The 18542-nt window shown below is 62.1% G+C and carries 18 protein-coding genes; 5 read left to right on the forward strand and 13 right to left on the reverse strand.

Features of this window, described 5'->3' with window-relative positions:
* Positions 1–64: 64 nt before the first annotated feature.
* The 5 genes from Q0844_RS04745 to Q0844_RS04765 all read right to left on the reverse strand — a co-directional run bounded on the left by Q0844_RS04745 (position 65) and on the right by Q0844_RS04765 (position 6178).
* Positions 65–1348 carry a DUF3422 domain-containing protein gene (locus tag Q0844_RS04745; protein WP_299042651.1) on the reverse strand — a complete coding sequence of 428 codons (1284 nt, stop codon included), beginning with the start codon at positions 1346–1348 and terminating at the stop codon, positions 65–67.
* A 134-nt stretch (positions 1349–1482) separates the two neighbouring features.
* A complete protein-coding gene (locus tag Q0844_RS04750; RefSeq protein WP_299042653.1) occupies positions 1483–2379 on the reverse strand; it encodes a hypothetical protein in 897 nt (298 codons plus the stop codon).
* Between the two features lie 116 nt (positions 2380–2495).
* A complete protein-coding gene (locus tag Q0844_RS04755; protein WP_299042656.1) occupies positions 2496–3992 on the reverse strand; it encodes an NAD(P)(+) transhydrogenase (Re/Si-specific) subunit beta in 1497 nt (498 codons plus the stop codon).
* Between the two features lie 12 nt (positions 3993–4004).
* Positions 4005–5579 carry a Re/Si-specific NAD(P)(+) transhydrogenase subunit alpha gene (locus tag Q0844_RS04760; RefSeq protein WP_299045209.1) on the reverse strand — a complete coding sequence of 525 codons (1575 nt, stop codon included), beginning with the start codon at positions 5577–5579 and terminating at the stop codon, positions 4005–4007.
* A 146-nt stretch (positions 5580–5725) separates the two neighbouring features.
* A complete protein-coding gene (locus tag Q0844_RS04765) occupies positions 5726–6178 on the reverse strand; it encodes a methyltransferase (protein WP_299042657.1) in 453 nt (150 codons plus the stop codon).
* Between the two features lie 175 nt (positions 6179–6353).
* On the opposite strand from Q0844_RS04765, the gene Q0844_RS04770 reads away from it, so the two are divergent.
* Positions 6354–7121, forward strand: coding sequence for an SDR family oxidoreductase (locus Q0844_RS04770; RefSeq protein WP_299042659.1), 768 nt, complete (start codon positions 6354–6356; stop codon positions 7119–7121).
* Positions 7122–7140: 19 nt separating this feature from the next.
* On the opposite strand, the gene Q0844_RS04775 is transcribed toward Q0844_RS04770, so the two are convergent.
* The 8 genes from Q0844_RS04775 to Q0844_RS04810 form a co-directional block, all read right to left on the reverse strand.
* Positions 7141–7719 carry a transposase gene (locus tag Q0844_RS04775; RefSeq protein ID WP_299042662.1) on the reverse strand — a complete coding sequence of 193 codons (579 nt, stop codon included), beginning with the start codon at positions 7717–7719 and terminating at the stop codon, positions 7141–7143.
* A gap of 35 nt (positions 7720–7754) precedes the next feature.
* Entirely contained in the window at positions 7755–8534 is a 780-nt protein-coding gene (locus Q0844_RS04780) for a gamma-glutamyl-gamma-aminobutyrate hydrolase family protein (protein WP_299042664.1), read from the reverse strand.
* 111 nt (positions 8535–8645) lie between these two features.
* Positions 8646–9071: a heme-binding protein gene (locus Q0844_RS04785; RefSeq protein WP_299042666.1), complete on the reverse strand. Its 426-nt coding sequence runs from the start codon at positions 9069–9071 to the stop codon at positions 8646–8648.
* Positions 9072–9173: 102 nt separating this feature from the next.
* Positions 9174–11315 (reverse strand): malate synthase G, encoded by a 2142-nt coding sequence (locus Q0844_RS04790; RefSeq protein ID WP_299042669.1) that lies wholly within the window; start codon positions 11313–11315, stop codon positions 9174–9176.
* Between the two features lie 189 nt (positions 11316–11504).
* The gene (locus Q0844_RS04795) at positions 11505–11798 is read right to left on the reverse strand and encodes a hypothetical protein (RefSeq protein WP_299042671.1); all 294 of its coding nucleotides are present in this window, start codon (positions 11796–11798) and stop codon (positions 11505–11507) included.
* 120 nt (positions 11799–11918) lie between these two features.
* Positions 11919–12095, reverse strand: coding sequence for a DUF2256 domain-containing protein (locus Q0844_RS04800; protein ID WP_299042674.1), 177 nt, complete (start codon positions 12093–12095; stop codon positions 11919–11921).
* Positions 12095–13624, reverse strand: coding sequence for an FAD-binding domain-containing protein (locus Q0844_RS04805; RefSeq protein WP_299042676.1), 1530 nt, complete (start codon positions 13622–13624; stop codon positions 12095–12097). The genes Q0844_RS04800 and Q0844_RS04805 overlap by 1 nt, the downstream gene beginning before the upstream one ends.
* 65 nt (positions 13625–13689) lie before the next feature.
* The gene (locus Q0844_RS04810) at positions 13690–14067 is read right to left on the reverse strand and encodes a GFA family protein (protein WP_299042679.1); all 378 of its coding nucleotides are present in this window, start codon (positions 14065–14067) and stop codon (positions 13690–13692) included.
* Between the two features lie 153 nt (positions 14068–14220).
* Here Q0844_RS04810 and pepN point away from each other — a divergent pair, with 153 nt between their 5' ends.
* The 4 genes from pepN (at position 14221) to Q0844_RS04830 (ending at position 18537) form a co-directional block, all read left to right on the forward strand.
* Positions 14221–16764 (forward strand): aminopeptidase N, encoded by a 2544-nt coding sequence (gene pepN, locus Q0844_RS04815; RefSeq protein WP_299042681.1) that lies wholly within the window; start codon positions 14221–14223, stop codon positions 16762–16764.
* A 73-nt stretch (positions 16765–16837) separates the two neighbouring features.
* Positions 16838–17353 (forward strand): DUF1993 family protein, encoded by a 516-nt coding sequence (locus Q0844_RS04820; RefSeq protein ID WP_299042683.1) that lies wholly within the window; start codon positions 16838–16840, stop codon positions 17351–17353.
* Positions 17354–17365: 12 nt separating this feature from the next.
* A complete protein-coding gene (locus Q0844_RS04825; RefSeq protein ID WP_299042684.1) occupies positions 17366–18109 on the forward strand; it encodes an SDR family oxidoreductase in 744 nt (247 codons plus the stop codon).
* Positions 18106–18537, forward strand: a complete 432-nt coding sequence (locus Q0844_RS04830; protein ID WP_299042686.1) for a hypothetical protein — start codon at positions 18106–18108, stop codon at positions 18535–18537. Before Q0844_RS04825 ends, Q0844_RS04830 begins: the two co-directional genes overlap by 4 nt.
* Positions 18538–18542: the final 5 nt, after the last annotated feature.

Consider the following 18542-nt stretch of genomic DNA (forward strand, 5'->3'; position numbering starts at 1 on the left):
CGCACAAAACCCGATCCACGTTAAGAACAGGTTTCGGACGGCCGATTGGCAATGGCCCAAGAGGTTACTTTTCGACTGCCTTGCGCAAGCGGCGGATCATACCCCAAACCAACAGGACAACCGGCACGGTCACCAGCGCCGTCAGAATGCCCTTGGACAAGCCTGTCGGTGCCTCAAGCGGATACAGCAAATAGCCAGCCAACGACACGGCGTAATAGCTGATCGCCACAACCGAGAGCCCCTCAACGGTGCGTTGCAGACGCAATTGCAGGTCCGATCGCTTGTCCATGCTTTCCAGCAAGGCCTGGTTCTGGGCGGATCGTTCCACATCCACACGCGTCCGCAAAAGGTTGGCTGCCCGCACACCCCGGTTCGACATGGCTCCCAACCGATCCTCGGCAGATCTCACGGTCCGCATGGCAGGTTGGTAGCGTCGCATCATGAATTCGGCAAAGGTCTGGCGCCCCTCGTACCGCGCCTCGCGTAGCGCTTCGATCCGTTCGTTCACGATGGCCTCGTAAGCCCAGGTGGCACCGAACCGAAAGGATGATTGGGCCGCGAGCGTTTCCAACTCGGCTGAAATCTCCAACAGGGCTTTCAATGTCGCTTCGGCCTCGGACCGCTCGCCCGACATGGATTCCACCAGTTCGATCAACCGTGTGTCCAGGGCCGTCAGTTGCGCGCCCATGGACCGCACGCGGGCAAAGCCCAGCATCGACATGGATTTGTAGGTCTCGATCTCGCACAGCCGTTGCACGATCCGGCCCACGCGACGCTGGCCTGTGCCTTCTGAGGCGAAGACGGCAAACCGCATGTGCCCGTTCTGATCGATGCGGAAATCTCCGCCGATCACCGCCGCGTCCTCAAGGACTGAACTGACGGCAAGGCTTTCGGGCACAAACCACTCGTTCAGACTGTCCTGAATGCTGTCAGCCGCGCGTCGCGGCTCGACCCGGATCAGGATCGACGTCACCCGTTGGCCGGGTGCATCTTCCAACCAGTCCTGCGGGAACGGATCGAAGGCGCGTGGATCAAAGGGGCGGTCTTCGACCCCTTCCGAGAAGATGGTGTAGGTGACAAATTCCGTGTGCTGTTCCCATTTCAGCCAATGCCGCCCGATCTGGCCGTAATAATGCGTGGCGCCGGGCTGTGGATGCGGCGCGCCATGTCGGTCCAGCAAGGCCTGAAGGTGCGCAACATCCAGCGCCCTGTCACGGTTGGCGGCCATCTCCGGCTGCTTGAACGCGACATATGCCACAGCACAAGGCGCGCGCATCGATGGAAACGGGCGCGCATGCAGCTCATTCGCCAGCTTGTAGCGCAGGGGATGATCTTCGATGGGGGCCATGGCTGCTCCGGCACGTCTTTGGAGCGCATATAATGCAATAACCTGTAAAGGCAAAGTATTTTAATTATACTTTTCAATGTCTTATGTGAATGCAATTGTATACCATGGCGACATCCTCGGTGGATTGCACTGCGTCACCGGCCTGCGCCCTGCCCCAAGGCCCTGCGGGCTCGGTCCTGCAAGACCGGAAAGGACCAGTCCGGGTGACTGGTCTGCAATTGCGCCAAGGCACGCGCCACAAGACCCGTGTGCCCCCTGTCCAACCCGGCGCGCAACACCAGACGTGCCTGCATGCCCGAGCGATCCGCCGACCGCACGGTACGGCGAAACCCGCGTGCGGTCAGATCACCGTCAAAGGCGGCGCGCACCACCGTTTGCATCTGACCTGTGCGCCGCAAAACAGGGCCCGCATGATGGATCGACCACGGCAAGCGCAACGGCACAAGGTTGCCCTTGTCCAGACGCGCCACGTGGCGCGCATCGGGGGCAAAATAAGGATCATAAAGAACGTAGACCCGGGCCGCACACCGTGCCCCGTCAACGGCATCCAGATACGAGCCTGACCAGTCGCCCTGACGGAACCCATCATCATAGCGTGTCTCGAATGGCACGACGGATGGATCAAGATGCGTCTGTGGGACCAGCGCGACAATGCGGCACCCGGGCGCCGCGCGGGCAAAGGTCAACGCGCCGTAGCCACCCATGGAACTGCCGTAGAACACGACCTCGGCAAAACGGTCGAAAAAACCATCGGCCTGCAGACCGTCGAACATCGCCCATACGTCGCTGTGCCGAAACCAGTCCGCTGGCCCTGCCATCATCACGCCCAGATGCGACGCCCCTATGCGATCCACAAATCCATATTCCCAAGGGTAGTGGGGGACCGGCGCATTGGCGCTTTCAAGGTTGTCGAAAGTCACGACAAGTCGGTCGGTGCTCCGCTCGAAAAACAGCGCCAGATGGGCCGCCATGTCGTGAACAAAGCCCGTCGCGGCGGCTGCCGCCTCTTGATGTCGCTCTTGCACGGCCATGTCGGCATTTGGCCCCGACCATCACCGAAACGCAATTGCGCGATGAAAAAAAGGCGGGCCCGTTGACCCGCCTTTTTCTTCAGTCGCAGCGCAAGGATACCCTGCGCGTCAAATCGTCAGTCGATCATCGGCAACAGCTTGTCGATCGACGCCTTTGCATCGCCATAGAACATGCGCGTGTTCTCTTTGAAGAACAGCGGGTTTTCGATACCAGAGTAGCCCGTGCCTTGGCCACGCTTGGACACAAATACCTGCTTGGCCTTCCAGCATTCAAGCACTGGCATCCCGGCGATGGGGCTGTTCGGATCGTCCTGCGCGGCCGGGTTCACGATGTCGTTCGAACCGATGACGATGGCGACATCCGTGTCAGGGAAATCGTCGTTGATCTCGTCCATCTCCAGCACGATGTCATAAGGTACCTTGGCTTCGGCAAGCAGCACGTTCATGTGGCCGGGCAGACGACCGGCAACGGGGTGGATGGCGAACCGCACCTCTTTGCCGGCCGCACGCAACTTGCGTGTCAGTTCGGCCACGCCTTGCTGGGCTTGCGCCACGGCCATGCCGTAACCGGGGATGATGATGACGCTGTCCGCCTCGTTGAGCGCCGTGGCGACGCCATCCGCCTCGATGGCGATCTGTTCGCCTTCCACGGCCATCTGTTCACCCGCAGGACCACCAAAGCCACCCAGGATCACAGAGACGAAGGACCGGTTCATGGCCTTGCACATGATGTAGGACAGGATCGCACCGGACGAGCCGACAAGCGCGCCCACAACAATCAAGAGGTCGTTGCCGAGGCTGAAGCCGATGGCCGCCGCCGCCCAGCCTGAATAGCTGTTCAGCATTGACACAACGACAGGCATGTCAGCCCCGCCGATACCCATGATCAAGTGCCAGCCGATGAACAGCGCCAGCAGCGTCAGCAGGATCAGGGACAGCACGCTGCCTGTGCTGAAATAGACGATGGCAAGCACCAGCGACGCAGCCGCAGCAGACGCGTTCAGGATATGGCCGCCTGGCAGCTTGGTGGCGGAACTGTCGACCTTGCCCGACAGCTTGCCCCAGGCCACGTAAGAGCCTGTGAAGGTGACGGCGCCAATCCAGATGCCCAGGACCAGTTCAATCTGCAGGATCGTGATCTCGACGGATGTCTTCTTGGCAATCAACTGGCCAAAGGCCGAAAGCGGTTCAAGCACCGACTTTTCAACCGACTGGACCCATTGGCCGTCTACGATCGCACCCCCCAAAGCGGCCCCGTTCTCGGCCAGATGATGGTCCACAAAGCCGATCATGATATGTGCATTGAAGCCGATGAAGACAGCGGCCAGACCGACCAGCGCGTGCATCCCCGCCACAAGCTCGGGCATCTGCGTCATCTCGACCTTGGTGGCAAGTTGATAGCCAACGGCAGCGCCGCCCGCGATCAGCACCAGTGACAACAGCCACAGGCCGTGACCGGGGCCGATCAGTGTCGCCACAACGGCGATGAACATGCCCACGATGCCGTACCAGACGGCCCGCTTGGCGCTTTCCTGACCGGACAGACCGCCCAAGCTCAGAATGAAAAGAACAGCCGCAACAACATAGGCGGCAGTGGTAAATCCGAGTTCCATTGCGCCTACTCCTTAGGATTTCTGGAACATGGCGAGCATGCGCCGTGTCACGAGGAAGCCGCCGAAAATATTGATCGACGCCATAAAGACCCCAAAGATCGACAGGAAGGTAATGACCCCCGACGTTGATCCAATCTGGATCAGCGCCCCCAGGATCACGATTGAGGAAATCGCGTTGGTCACGGCCATCAGCGGCGTGTGCAGGCTGTGTGCCACACCCCAGATGACCTGGAAGCCGATGAACACGCTCAGCACAAAGACGATGAAATGCTGCATGAAGCTGGCAGGCGTATAAAGGCCAGCCAGCAGGATCAGTGCCCCACCGATGGCCAGCAATGTGACCTGGTTCTTGGTCTGCGCCTTGAACGCCGCCGTCTCGGCCGCACGCTTTTCCTCGGGCGTCAGTTCCTTGGCCGCCTCCTTCTTGGGGGCCGCGGCGATCGCGGCCACCTTGGGTGGCGGCGGCGGGAAGGTGACGTGTTGCCCATGGGCAATGGTCGCCCCGCGGATCACGTCATCTTCCATGTCGTGGTCGATCACGCCGTCTTTTTCCGGCGTCAGGTCCGTCATCAGGTGACGGATGTTCGTTGCATAGAGGCTGGAGGCCTGCGTTGCCATCCGGCTGGGGAAGTCGGTGTAGCCGATGATGGTCACGCCATTCTCGGTCACGATCTTCTCGTCCATGACGGTCAGCTTGCAGTTGCCGCCCTTTTCGGCCGCCAGGTCCACAATGACCGACCCTGGCTTCATCGAGGCGACCATGTCTTCGGTCCACAGCTCGGGTGCTTCGCGGTTGGGGATCAGGGCCGTCGTTATGACAATGTCCACCTCCGGCGCCAGTTCACGGAACTTTGCAAGCTGCGCTTCGCGGAATTCGGGCGACGAGACGGAAGCGTATCCACCCGAGGAAGAACCATCCTGCTGTTCTTCTTCGAAGTCGAGATAGACAAATTCGGCGCCCATGGATTCGACCTGTTCGGCCACTTCGGGGCGCACGTCGAAGGCGTAGGTGATGGCACCCAGCGACGTTGATGTCCCGATGGCGGCCAGACCCGCAACACCCGCACCCACAACCAGAACCTTGGCCGGGGGCACCTTGCCCGCCGCCGTGATCTGGCCGGTAAAGAAGCGGCCAAAATTGTTGCCTGCCTCGATCACCGCGCGATAGCCCGCAATGTTCGCCATGGACGACAGCGCGTCCATCTTCTGGGCGCGGGAAATCCGAGGGATCATTTCCATGGCGATGACGGTCGCGCCCTTCTTGGCGGCACTCGCCATCTTTGCCTCGTCCGCGACGGGGCTGAAAAACGAGATCAGCGTCTGCCCTTCGCGCAGCCGCTTCATCTCGGTCGCGTCCGGCACACGGACCTTGGCGACCACGTCGGCAGCTTTCCATAAGGCCGCAGCGGTCTTGACCACCTCAACGCCAGCAGCCTTGTAATCGGCATCGGCAAAACCCGCCTCGGCGCCCGCGCCCGTTTCAACCACACAAGTATGGCCAAGTTTTTGCAAGGCGGCGGCGCTGTCAGGCGTCATGGCGACGCGGCGCTCTCCTTCAAATATCTCTTTTGGTGTTCCGATCTTCATTCGAAGAACCCCCATCTGGTCGTGGCAGTCAGTTTCGGGCAAAACCCAAAGGCTATGTGGCGCAGCGCCGTGCGCTGTCCACTACCCAACCGCCGTCCGAGTTACAAGCAGCGCCCCTGCGTCATCCACGCAATATCTGCAAAAATCTATACCCACCGACGCACTTTTTGTTCGTACCGCGCAAATTCCGCGCGAAATTCGCGACGCATCCGGTCTTCTTCCGGGATGATGAACTGTTTTTCGATCCACCACACGAAAATGGGTACAAGGATCAGCGACGGCACCGCATCAAATCGCAGGATAAAACCCGCCAAGAGCAGCGCATCACCAAGGTAAATGGGGTTGCGCGTCCGGGCAAAAACGCCATCGGTGATCAGGCGCCTTGGCGTCTGGTGCGGTATGACGGTGGTCCTGTGGCGCCAGAAAGCCAAAAGGGCCGCCGCCATCAACAGCAACCCCGCCCCGATCATCAGCCCAGCCATCGCATGGGTGACGGGATGATCGACGCTCATCCCCAGTGGCACGAAACGCCCCTGACACCACGCCACGAACAGGCAAAAGACAAGCCACACCGGCGGGATATGCAGAAGGTTGGTCACGATTGGCGAGCGCAAAGGGTCATACGCGCCAGTTCAAGGCCAGCTTCCCTGCCCTGTCAACGCATGTCCGGTCCAGCGCATCCCATTGCCGCAGCACGCACACAAAGGTGATTGATGCTTTGGCACCATGGGCGCAATCTGGCGATGCTGCCACCGCCCAAGGGGATCCCACGCTATGACCGACACCACATCGCTTTCCGGCAAACACGCCCTTGTAACCGGGGGAGGCACGGGCATTGGCCTGGCCATCGCCCAAGCCCTTGCCGCACGGGGCGCTCAGGTGACCATAACGGGCCGCAGGCAGGAGGTTTTGGACCAGGTTGCAGGCGACGGCGTGTTCGGTGTGGCGATGGACGTCCGGGACGAGGACGCCGTGAACGATACGGTTGCTGCCGTGACCAGGGCCCGCGGTCCCATCCAGATTTGCGTGCCCAATGCGGGCATCGCCGAAGGGCGCGCCGTGCACAAGACGGACCTTGAATTCTGGCGCAATATGATGGCGACCAATCTTGATGGTGCTTTTCTGACAATAAAAGCCTGCCTGCCGGGCATGCGCCAGACCGATTGGGGCCGGGTGATTGCAGTGTCCTCTATCGCGGGATTGCGCGGTCTGCCGGGGGCCGCGGCCTATGCGGCCTCGAAACACGGGCTGATCGGCCTGATCCGTTCCCTGAGCGAAGATTACATGGGCCAACCCTACACCTTCAACGCGCTTTGCCCCGGCTATGTCGACACCCCCATCGTGGACCGCAATCAAGAGGCCATTGCGGAACGCACGGGTATGAGCAGCGAGGACGCCCGAAAGGTCATGATCAACGCCAACCGGCACAAGCGCCTGCTGGACGCGGATGAGGTCGCGGCCGCAGCACTCTGGCTCACTGGCCCCGGATCACAAAGCATCAACGGACAGTGCATCCAGATCTCGGGCGGGCAAACGGTATAGGGCGCAGGCCGCCTGCGTCCTACGATGGCGCCGCCGCCACCGCATCGCGCAACTTGCTGGGTGCACCTGTCGTGTGCGCCCGCAACGGTAGATGCATGGCACCGACCTGACCGCCAGGCACATAGTGCCCCCGCGCGACCGCGCGGTGTATCGACGAGTGCGGCCATTGCTCTGGTCGTTTCACCAACCCGGCCTGGACCGGGGCCGTCCAGATCATGTGCCGATGTGCCGCCAGGTCGTCTGCATCCCGGATCGCATATTCCCAAAACCGGCGTTGCCACACGCCCTTTTCACCGGGGCGCAAGTGTTGCCCAGGCACAGCCGCGGGGGCGTCCACTGCCCGCGAAAAAAGGCTTTTGATCATGCGCCAGCGGACAGAGACATCCGCATCCCCATCCGGCAAGCGCCACAGCGTGTGGATCACATCGCCCAACACCACGATCTCGGAAATGTCGAACGGATACCGATCCTTGGTCTTGCGCATGGCCGCGCGCAACGGGTCGATCTCGCGTAGAAAGAGGTCCGTGCCGCGCGACGCGGCCCGCACGGTGAAGAAATAGGTGACATCGGGGCTGTCAGAGCAAACATAGCGAGGCATGGCGTCACCCTGCCCCCGCCATGGTTAACGCACGCTTAAGCCGAGCGTAAAACCGGGCGCGCACGGCCCCCATCTGCCCAGTCACGGCACGCATCGCCAAAGGCTTCGAACAATGGGCGCGAAACGGAATCGCATTTCGCGTTCCATTCGGGGTGCCATTGGACAGACAGGGTAAAGCCCGGTGCGCCATCAATATAGAGCGCCTCGGCGGTGCCGTCAGGCGCATGACCATCCACGATGACACGCGGTCCGGGATGCTTGATCCCCTGGCCGTGCAATGTGTTGGTGGGCACAGACTGACGCCCCATCAAACGGTGAAAGACACCGCCTTCGGAAAAGGTCACATCGTGGCGCAGGGCAAACTTCTCTTCAAGCGTACCATCGGGGGGCATGCGGTGGTTGTCGCGGCCCGGCAGGTCCCGGATTTCCGGGTAAAGCGATCCGCCCATCGCCACGTTCACCTCTTGAAAGCCACGGCAAATGCCCAGGAAGGGCTGACCACGCTCAACGCAGGCCCGGATCAGGGGCAACGTCACCGCATCGCGGTTGCGATCGAAATCACCATGCGCTTCCGTGGGCGCCTCACCATACTCTTCCGGATGCACATTGGCCCGTCCGCCCGTGAACACGAAACCGGCGCAATGCTCCAACAGGTCGGAAATCCGCACCTTGTTCGGTTCGGCCGGAATCAGCATCGGCACACCTTCGGCCACATCTGCCACCGCCGAGATGTTTATCAGGCCCGCAGCCTGCACCTCGTACTCATCATTGATGACGTGGTGGTTCGAAATGATGCCGATAATGGGTCGGGCCATGGGGGTCCTCTGCGACGTTGCGTTTCAAGGGATATACGCCACCGATGCGCGCCCAGACCAGAGAAACGCGCGCGCAAGGACCTGTGCGAAAAGCCGCAGGTGGGCCGTTGCCTAAATTTCAGCCGTCAGCGCGGCCGCTTCGATGCCGGCCACCGCTGCGGCGGCGTCGTTGTCTGACGTGTCGCCGGTGACGCCCACGGCCCCGATGACGGCACCCTTCCTGTCGCGCACCAGCACACCGCCGGGCACCGGGACAACCTGCCCACCATAGACCCCGTTCACTGCCGCCATGAAATAGGCTTGCTGTTCCGCCCGCGCCATCTGCGCCGTTCCGGCAATGCCCAGCATCACGGCACCATAGGCCTTGCCCTGCGCGATCGCGAACCGACCCGGCGCGGCGCCGTCTTCGCGCTCGCAAGCCTGCACATGCCCACCGGCGTCCAGCACCACCACCGTCAGGGGCTTCAATTCCATCTGCCGCCCCTGCTCCAACGCCTTGCGAATGATGGTCCGCGCCTTGCGCAACGAAATCGCCACGTCTCTATCTCCTCGAACGGGCCTGTCGCCCATGTTTCTTCCGACTGAAAATACGATCGGGGGTCTGGGGGCAGACAGCCCCCAGGTCTCTCAACCCGGTATTCAGGCCGCTTTGACGTCCAAACGGCGCGCATGCAAGACCGGCTCGGTATAGCCCGAGGGCTGCACACGGCCCTTCAGCACCAGTTCGCACGCGGCCTGGAACGCCACGCCATCAAATCCGGGCGCCATCGGTGTATATGTTGCGTCGCCTGCATTCTGACGATCCACCACTTCCGCCATCTTCTTCATGGCTGCCATCACCTGATCCGCGCTCACCACGCCGTGGTGCAACCAGTTCGCCATCGCCTGGGCAGAGATCCGGCAGGTCGCGCGATCCTCCATCAGGCCGACATCGTTGATGTCGGGCACCTTGGAACAGCCCACACCCGCGTCCACCCAACGCACCACATACCCAAGGATACCTTGGGCGTTGTTTTCCATCTCGCGGGCAATCTCCTCGGACGAGAAGTTGCGGCCGACCGCCACGGGAATGGTCAGCAAGTCTTCAAGCGTTCCCCGCGCACCGCCCGCGCGCAATTCCTCCTGCCGTTCCATCACATCGACCTTGTGGTAATGCGTGGCGTGCAAGGTTGCGGCCGTGGGCGATGGCACCCAGGCACAGGTGGCACCCGACTGCGGATGACCGATCTTGGCCTCCAGCATCTCGGCCATACGGTCGGGCATGGCCCACATCCCCTTGCCGATCTGCGCACGGCCCTTCAGACCGCAGGCCAGGCCGATATCCACATTGCGATCCTCATAGGCCGCGATCCAGGCCGCGCCCTTCATCTCGCCCTTGGGGATCATCGGTCCGGCTTCCATCGAGGTATGAATTTCGTCTCCGGTCCGGTCCAGGAACCCGGTGTTGATGAAGGCCACCCGCGCCTTGGCGGCCCGGATACATTCCTTGAGGTTGGCAGACGTGCGCCGCTCCTCATCCATGATGCCCAGCTTCACCGTATTTGCGGACAGGCCCAGGACTTTCTCAACGCGGCTGAAAATCTCGTCGGCAAACGCCACTTCCGCAGGCCCGTGCATCTTCGGCTTCACGACATAAACGGATCCGCACACCGAATTGCGCAATCCGTCCGTCTTTTGCAGATCGTGCATGGCGATCAGCGTGGTGATCATGGCGTCCATCAGCCCTTCACCGACCTCATGGCCGTCACGGTCATGGATGGCCGGGTTGGTCATCAGGTGGCCGACATTCCGAACCAGCATCAGGCTCCGCCCCTTCAGCGTCAACGGCGTCCCGTCAGGCGCGGTATAGGTGCGGTCAGGGGCCATGCGGCGCGTCATCACCTTGCCACCCTTGTCAAAGCTCTCTTCGAGGTCGCCCTTCATCAGGCCCAGCCAGTTGCCGTAGGCCAGCACCTTGTCTTCGGCATCCACAGCCGCAACGCTGTCTTCGCAATCCATGATCGTGGACAGGGCCGATTCCAGGTTCACGGCAGACATCCCGGCGGGGTCCGATGCACCGATCACGTCGTTGCGGTCCACAACGATCTCGATCGCGAGGTGATTGTTGCGGAACAAGAAGGTCTGTGCCTCTTCATTGCCGCCGTGGCCAAGAAACTGATCGGGGTCCGCAAGGGACGGCCCGCCCAGGTCCAGTACGCCATCGGTCACCGACAGGGTCGTGACGTCCGTCCATGCCTTCCCGTTCAGCGGCAGGGCCGCGTCAAGGAACGCCTTGGCCCAGGCAATCACACGTGCACCGCGGGCCGCGTCGTAACCACCGGCCCGAGGCAGGTCGCCCAGCGCATCTGTTCCGTACAGCGCATCATAGAGGTTGCCCCAGCGCGCATTGGCCGCGTTCAACGCAAAGCGGGCATTCATGATCGGAACCACCAACTGCGCACCCGGCGTGGCGGCGATTTCCGGGTCCACATTTGCGGTCTCGATCTCGAAATCCGGCCCCTCCGGCACAAGATATCCTATGTCTTCCAAAAAGGCGCGGTAGGCCGCAGGATCATGCGCATTGGTGCGGTGTGCGACATGCCAGGCGTCAATCTTGGCCTGAATGTCCTCGCGCTTGGCCAGAAGGGCCCGGTTCTTGGGGCCCAAATCATGGACCAGCGCCGAAAAGCCAGCCCAGAAATCGGCCGAAGCGACACCCGTGCCCGGCAAGGCGCGGGCTTCGATGAAGTCGGCCAGACTGTCTGCGACCTTCAGATCGCTGCGGTCCACATAGGTTGTCATTGGCGGGTCCCTTTCGGCCTGAGATGCGAGTCGGCGACAGGCTTAGAGAAAAAGTTTCCTATCGTAAACATCATTGGTCAAATAATTTTACCAAAGCAGTGCAGATGCACAGAAACTCCGCAAAGCGGTGCTGTCACCAGCCCAAGAAAGCGGCGATCATATTTTACAATATCTGAGAGTGCCGGCGGTTCAGACGTCGTCTGTATCGGCAGGTGGATCAGGCCACCGCCAGGCAATCGCGCCAAGGTAATTCCCGGTCTCGACAGCATTCACGGTCTGGCGCATGGGGCCGTACCCATCGGCTTGTCGGACCTTGCGGTACGTGCGGCGGTTCTTGGCCAGCCGGATCAGCCCGGACAGGGTAAGTACCAGGAATGCGCCCTCGCCCTTCCACGGAACCGTGTCGACACTGTACCAGCCCGACGCCAGCGCCTCTTGCGCCATGTCATGCGGATTTCGACGTTTCGGGACAGTGTGCTGCACGCGACCAGACCTACGGCTTAAGAGTTGTGAGCATAGTCGGCGGGCGCGCGGGGCGCAATGCGATGCGACTGACCTGGCCGATCCACCAAACCAGTTCGGTCCCGCACGTCTTGGCCGGTTTCAGCCCCCGCTGTCCCCGCGGGGACAGGTACGCGGCCGGGCCGCTCTTCGGCATCGGTCCGAGCAGTATTTCACCTCGTTCCAGACGTTTTCCCACTTTTTGCGCCAGGTGAATGGGCGGGCACACACAGGACAAGTCTTCTCGGGCAGGTCCGCCTTTTTCCGCATGCGGCCCATCAGAACTCGAACCCCATCTGACGGTTGTCCCGAGCGGGCGATGCAGGCCCCTTGCGCTTCGGTTTGGCGGCCCTGTCATTCACAAAATGCCCCTGGCTGTCCTTGCGGCTCGCGTGCTTGTGGATCACTTCTTTTGCCTCGGCGCGAAACGCCCCGCCCCGCCGCACGGCCCAGACCTGTTCGCGCGCCCGTCGGGCCGCGTCCAGCACGTCGACGACCGGTGCGGGATAGGTCTTGCCCAGAACCGTGCCCGCGCCCTCCCATAGCCACGGTTCCTGCAAGAACCGGTCCGGCACAGACGCCAGTTCTGGGCACCACTGGCGTGTGAACACACCCGTGGGATCCTGATCCTTGCCCTGTTTGACGGGATTATAGATGCGGACGGTGTTCATCCCGGTTGTGCCCGATTGCATCTGGCTTTGGGGCCAGTGAATGCCCGGTTCAAAATCCGTGAAACGCCGCGCCAGATGCAGCCCTGTCACCCGCCAATCCAGCCACAGGTGATACGAGGCAACCGCCATAAGCATTGACCGCATTCGAAAGTTCATCCACCCGGTCGCAGCCAGATAGCGCATGCAGGCATCGACGAACGGGATCCCGGTTTCGCCCGTTTCCCAGGCGGCCAAACGCTCTGCATCCGGCACTTTGGGACGCATATCTTCGTAGGCCGAATGCAAACAGCGATGCTCCAGCGCGGGTTCGTCCTCAAGCTTCTGCATGAAGTGGTCGCGCCACGCCAAACGCGCCTGGAACGACTTGAGCGACCCACCCCAGCCTGCGCGCGTGCCCTTGACCTCGCGCTGGCGCATGGCCGCAGCCTGCGACGCTTCGCGACCCGACAGACAGCCAAAGGCAAGGTAGGGCGACAAACGCGAGCACGACCACGCGCCCGTGACAGGCGACGACATGTCTTTGCGATAGGTCTGTCCACGCTCGACCAAAAACGACCCAAGCAGCGACATTGCCATCCGGCGGCCCCCGACCTGCCGCGCGGGACAATGATCGGGCGCGGTCAGGCATGGCACACCATCCGACGGCAACGCGGGTCCGGTCAACGCAACTGGTGTCGCTGCCTGCGGTTCGCGCATGAAGGCGTTGCGCTGTTTGGCCCACCCATCGCGACCGTTCAGGCGCCGCACGACCCCGGATTGGGCCAGCTCTTCCCACAGCACGCCTTGGGCGCGGCACCAGGCGGCCACATCGCGGTCGCGGGCATAGGTCCACCCGCTTCCGGTTTCTTCATGGCTGACGATCCGGTCAAAAGGCACCCTTGCCCTCAGACTATCGAGGATATCCACAACCCGCCCGACACGAACCACCAGCGGGACCCCAAGGGCAGCAAGGTACTCGGCCAGGACGGTCACGCTTTCGCGCACAAATTCAAATTGCCGCCCCGAGACATCGGGTTCAGCCCAATACGCAGGCTCGAACACATAAAGCGGCAGCACATCCCCGATGGCCGCGGCCCGCGCCAAGGCCGGGTGGTCCGCCACCCGCAAATCACGTTTGAACCACACAAGTGTTGTCATGGATGCGCATCTAGCGTGCAGAACACAGGCGCCAACCGATGCAGTCCGCAATATCTGCAGCAAGATCAGTCTGCAGACCGGTCCCCGGAAAAACAGGCTGTCCCGCTGACGTCGGGCAGCCAGTCCTCGCGTCGCACTGTCCAGAGTTCATAATCAGGGGTGAATTGGTTCGGGTCATCAAGCGCGCCGAGATGCACCTCGATTTCACCGGGGCTGCGCGCAAAGACCGAACTTCCGCACCGGGGACAGAAGTGACGGTCCCGGTATTCAGCGGTGCGGCCCCGAACCTTCACCGCGTGCTCGGGAAAGACCGCGGCCGCAAAGAACACAGCGCCGTGGTGTTTGCGGCAGTCAAGGCAATGACACAGGCCCACCCGGTCAGGCCGGCCCGCCGCGACAAGGCGGACCGCGCCGCACAGGCATCCGCCCTTGACCTCGTGCATGACATGGCTCCCTTCGCCTTGCATTGCGGCGGGTGTCGCACGACCGTACCGCCCGTGACAACCGGCCTGCCTCCGCCGCAGGGCACGCGCACCATTGAAGTCACCCGGTGCCGGACCTACGGTTGCCGGAAACGCCCTGATCGAGAGTGCCCCATGCGCGACGCGAGCCCCCAGACCATCTACCTCAAGGACTATACGCCATTCGGCTTTACAGTCGAAGAGGTGCACCTGACCTTTGACCTTGCGCCGTCGGCCACGCGGGTGACGTCACGTATCAAGTTCGCACCAAACCCCGAGGCGACCGACAAGACCTTTTTCCTGCACGGCGAGGACCTGACCCTGATCTCGGCCAAGGTCGATGGCGAAACGGTCAAGCCTGTGCTGACGGATGAGGGGCTGACCTGCGAGGTACCCAACATGCCCTTCACATGGGAAGCAGAGGTACAGATCGATCCCGCCGCCAATACCGCGCTAGAGGGGTTATACCTGTCGAACGGGATGTATTGCACGCAATGCGAGGCCGAAGGCTTTCGCAAGATCACCTACTATCCCGACCGGCCGGATGTGATGAGCGTGTTCACCGTCCGCATCAACGGCCCGCACCCGGTCCTGTTGTCGAACGGCAATCCCGTGTCGTCGGGTGATGGATGGGCGGAATGGCACGATCCATGGCCTAAGCCCGCCTACCTGTTTGCGTTGGTGGCCGGCGAATTGATGGCCCACCGCGAAAGCTTTACGACCATGGAGGGGCGCAAGGTGGATCTGGCCCTTTATGTCCGGCCCGGCGATGAAGGGAAATGCGCCTTCGGTATGCAGGCCCTGAAGGACAGCATGAAATGGGACGAGGATGTCTATGGCCGGGCCTATGATCTGGATGTCTTCAACATCGTCGCCGTCGATGACTTCAACATGGGCGCGATGGAGAACAAGGGGCTGAACATCTTTAACGCCTCTGCCGTTCTGGCGTCGCCCGAGACGGCGACCGATGGCAATTTCGAGCGGATTGAGGCGATCATCGCGCACGAGTATTTCCACAACTGGACGGGCAACCGGATCACCTGCCGCGACTGGTTCCAGCTGTGTCTGAAGGAAGGGCTGACCGTGTTTCGGGACAGTCAGTTCACCGCCGACATGCGGTCTGAACCGGTCAAGCGGATCAGTGACGTGATTGACCTGCGCGCACGGCAGTTCCCGGAGGATCAGGGGCCGCTGGCGCATCCGGTGCGGCCCGAAAGCTTTCAGGAAATCAATAACTTCTACACCGCAACTGTCTACGAAAAAGGCGCGGAAGTCATTCGCATGCTCAAGACGCTGGTGGGCGATGCCGGGTACAAGCGCGCGCTCGACCTCTACTTTGACCGCCATGATGGCGACGCGGCCACGATCGAGGATTGGCTGGCGGTGTTCGAAGAGGCAACAGGCCGTGACCTGACCCAGTTCAAACGCTGGTATTCGCAAGCCGGAACACCGCATGTTAATGTGTCGGACAGCTTTGAGGACGGCACCTATACCCTGTCGTTTTCCCAACACACCCCGCCGTCTGCCGCAACCCGCGATCCGCAGGCGCAAGTGATCCCGATTGCCGTCGGATTGCTGGGCCCGAACGGCGACGAAGTGCTGCCGACACAAGTGCTGGAACTGACGGAAGACAGCCAGAGCTTCAGTTTTCCGGGACTGAGCGCCAAGCCGGTGCCGTCGATCCTGCGTGGATTTTCCGCGCCGGTTGTGCTGGAACATACGCCCGACAACGCATTTCTGTTGGCCCATGACACGGACCCGTTCAACCGCTGGGAGGCCGCGCGCAACCTCGGCAAAGCCTCGCTCTTGGCCACGGTGACGCGTCAGACCCAACCAGATGCGGCGTGGCTGGACGGGGTGGCGGCCGTATTGACGGACGCAGGGCTTGATCCGGCCTACCGCGCCTATTGCCTGGCCCTGCCCAGTCAGTCGCAACTGGCCGCAGAACTGCATGGTATGGGCGAAACGCCCGATCCGGATGCGATCTGGGCGGCCGGAGAAACGCACCGTCAGGCCCTGTCCGAGCGTGTGGCCAGTGACTTGCCCGCGCTCTACGCGGCCCATCAAATCGACGCGCCCTATACCCCGGACGCAGCACAGTCGGGCACACGGGCCCTGGGCAACGCGGTCCTATCTCTCCTGACCCGTCTGGACGGTGGCGATGCCGCGCAAACGCAGTTCGATGGCGCGTCAAACATGACGCAGCAATTGGCCGCCCTCGGGCTGTTGATCCGTGCAGGCCGTGGGGACGCGGCCCTGGCCCAATTCGAAGCGCAATGGCAACACGACCGGTTGGTCATGGACAAATGGTTCGGGTTGCAGGTGATGGAGGCCGCGCCGGATGATGCCGCAGACACAGCCAGGGCCCTGACCAAACACGCGGATTTCACCTGGAAGAACCCAAATCGGTTTCGCGCCACCTTGGGCACGTTCGCCGGGCATCACGCCGGTTTTCACGCCAAGGATGGATCGGGGTACACCCTGCTGGCAGACTGGTTGATCCGGCTTGATCCAGTGAACCCGCAGACCACGGCGCGCATGTGTTCCGCTTTCCAGACCTGGCGGCGCTATGATGCCATCCGCCAATCAATGATCAGCAAGGAACTGGAACGGATCGCGGCGACCCCGAACCTCAGCCGCGACACAACCGAAATGATCACCCGCATCAGGGAAGCCTGATCTTCTTTCGACCAAAAATACGACGGGGGTCCGGGGGCTGGCCCCCGGTCCTGCCCTCCAAGACGGACCGCACATGGACCTGTACGACGCCACGATCCCACCGCTGAAACGCCTGACCGATGCGGTCCAGCGCCTGCTGTCCTGCCTTGACGATCCCGCGCAGCTCGACGCGCGGCTGGCGCCGGACGGCTTTACCGCCGCCGAGCATTTCTGCGTGGCCCTGGGGTATGTCGCACGCACGGTCATGCCGCTGCGAGGCGACAAGGCGCCAGACATGCCGATGGACACCGACCCCGGTGCCATTCTCGCGCTGGCCCAAGACATGCGGTTTTTGCTGGATCAACTGGATCGGACCGCATTGGACGGGGCCGACACACGCCAGATCGTTCACACCGCCGGAGAGGCGGAATTGACCCAGTCGGGGCGCGACTATGCCCTGCTCTATGCTCTACCCAACGCGCAATTCCACCTTACGCTGGCCTATGCCACGGTCCGCATGGCGGGCGCACGTGTCGGCAAGGGAGATCTGGACGGATTTCACATCTACAGCCCCGGCACGTCATTCGTGTCGGACACGCCCCTGAACTGAAAGGACACCAAAATGCCATCACGCCCTGTTTGCCTGATCACTGGCGCATCCGCCGGCATTGGCGCCGCATGTGCCCGCCTTGCAGCGGGCACCTATGATTTCGTGCTCGCATATCGCAGCGATGCCGCAGGCGCAGACGCCACCAAAGCCGCGGTCGAAGCACAGGGGGCACGGGCCCTCACGGTCCAGGGCGATGTGGCGAACCCGGATGACATCGCCGCTATATTCCAGTCTGCCGATGACAGCTTTGGTCGCATCGACGTATTGATCAACAACGCAGGCATCGTGGACCAAAGTGCCAAACTGACCGGGATCGATCACGCGCGCCTGACCCGCATGATGAACGTTAATGTGATCGGCGCGATTCTGGTGGCGAAAGAGGCCGTCATCCGGATGCAGGCCCAGGGCGACGGCGGAGCGGTCATCAATGTCTCGTCTGCGGCCGCGCGGCTGGGATCGGGCAACCAGTATATCGACTATGCCGCGTCCAAGGCAGCCATCGACACGTTCACCAAGGGCCTGTCGGACGAGGTGGCCCCAGACGGCATTCGCGTGATGTCGGTTCGCCCCGGCCTGATCGACACGGACCTGCACGCCAAGGGCGGAGAGCCGGGCCGCGCGCAGAAGCTTGCGCACATGGTGCCCATGCGCCGCGAAGGCTCGGCCGAGGAAGTGGCCAGCGCGATCCTGTGGCTGGCCTCGGATCAAGCCAGCTATGTGACCGGATCGACATTGGATGTGACCGGCGGCCGATGACGCCCTACCGCTATCAGACAACGGGACGAAACCGACGCACGCTTATGGCGTTGATCGCGGTATGGGGCGCGATCCTGGCAGCGATTGCGTTTTTGGACGCGTCCCTGTTGCTGATGGCACTGATCGCGCTTTGCACGGCCCCTGCCCTCTATGATCTGGTGTCTGGACGCGTATCGGGGCTGACATTGGGCGCAGAAGGTCTGTCCTGGTTCGCCGGGCGCCGAACAGGAGAGATTGCGTGGACGAAGATCGACCATATCCGCCTCGACACCCGCCTCGATTTCTCGGTGCGCGCCAGCGCAGTTCTTATCTCGGGCCGAAAGGTGCGTGTTCCGCTCGAGGCGACACCATCCGCCGACATGCTGGAGGTCGCGTTGACCGAACGCGGGATCACCGTGCGGCGGCACCACTTTTCGTTGCTGGGATGAGGGGG

The sequence above is a fragment of the uncultured Tateyamaria sp. genome (assembly GCF_947503465.1).
GTDB lineage: Bacteria > Pseudomonadota > Alphaproteobacteria > Rhodobacterales > Rhodobacteraceae > Tateyamaria.

Excerpts from the sequence above, each read along its gene's own strand:
- Q0844_RS04745 (WP_299042651.1), bottom strand. The coding sequence starts at position 1,348 with ATGGCCCCCATCGAAGATCATCCCCTGCGCTACAAGCTGGCGAATGAG.
- Q0844_RS04750 (WP_299042653.1), bottom strand. The coding sequence starts at position 2,379 with ATGGCCGTGCAAGAGCGACATCAAGAGGCGGCAGCCGCCGCGACGGGC.
- Q0844_RS04755 (WP_299042656.1), bottom strand. The coding sequence starts at position 3,992 with ATGGAACTCGGATTTACCACTGCCGCCTATGTTGTTGCGGCTGTTCTT.
- Q0844_RS04760 (WP_299045209.1), bottom strand. The coding sequence starts at position 5,579 with ATGAAGATCGGAACACCAAAAGAGATATTTGAAGGAGAGCGCCGCGTC.
- Q0844_RS04770 (WP_299042659.1), top strand. The coding sequence starts at position 6,354 with ATGACCGACACCACATCGCTTTCCGGCAAACACGCCCTTGTAACCGGG.
- Q0844_RS04775 (WP_299042662.1), bottom strand. The coding sequence starts at position 7,719 with ATGCCTCGCTATGTTTGCTCTGACAGCCCCGATGTCACCTATTTCTTC.
- Q0844_RS04780 (WP_299042664.1), bottom strand. The coding sequence starts at position 8,534 with ATGGCCCGACCCATTATCGGCATCATTTCGAACCACCACGTCATCAAT.
- Q0844_RS04790 (WP_299042669.1), bottom strand. The coding sequence starts at position 11,315 with ATGACAACCTATGTGGACCGCAGCGATCTGAAGGTCGCAGACAGTCTG.
- Q0844_RS04800 (WP_299042674.1), bottom strand. The coding sequence starts at position 12,095 with ATGGGCCGCATGCGGAAAAAGGCGGACCTGCCCGAGAAGACTTGTCCT.
- Q0844_RS04805 (WP_299042676.1), bottom strand. The coding sequence starts at position 13,624 with ATGACAACACTTGTGTGGTTCAAACGTGATTTGCGGGTGGCGGACCAC.
- Q0844_RS04810 (WP_299042679.1), bottom strand. The coding sequence starts at position 14,067 with ATGCACGAGGTCAAGGGCGGATGCCTGTGCGGCGCGGTCCGCCTTGTC.
- pepN (WP_299042681.1), top strand. The coding sequence starts at position 14,221 with ATGCGCGACGCGAGCCCCCAGACCATCTACCTCAAGGACTATACGCCA.
- Q0844_RS04820 (WP_299042683.1), top strand. The coding sequence starts at position 16,838 with ATGGACCTGTACGACGCCACGATCCCACCGCTGAAACGCCTGACCGAT.
- Q0844_RS04825 (WP_299042684.1), top strand. The coding sequence starts at position 17,366 with ATGCCATCACGCCCTGTTTGCCTGATCACTGGCGCATCCGCCGGCATT.
- Q0844_RS04830 (WP_299042686.1), top strand. The coding sequence starts at position 18,106 with ATGACGCCCTACCGCTATCAGACAACGGGACGAAACCGACGCACGCTT.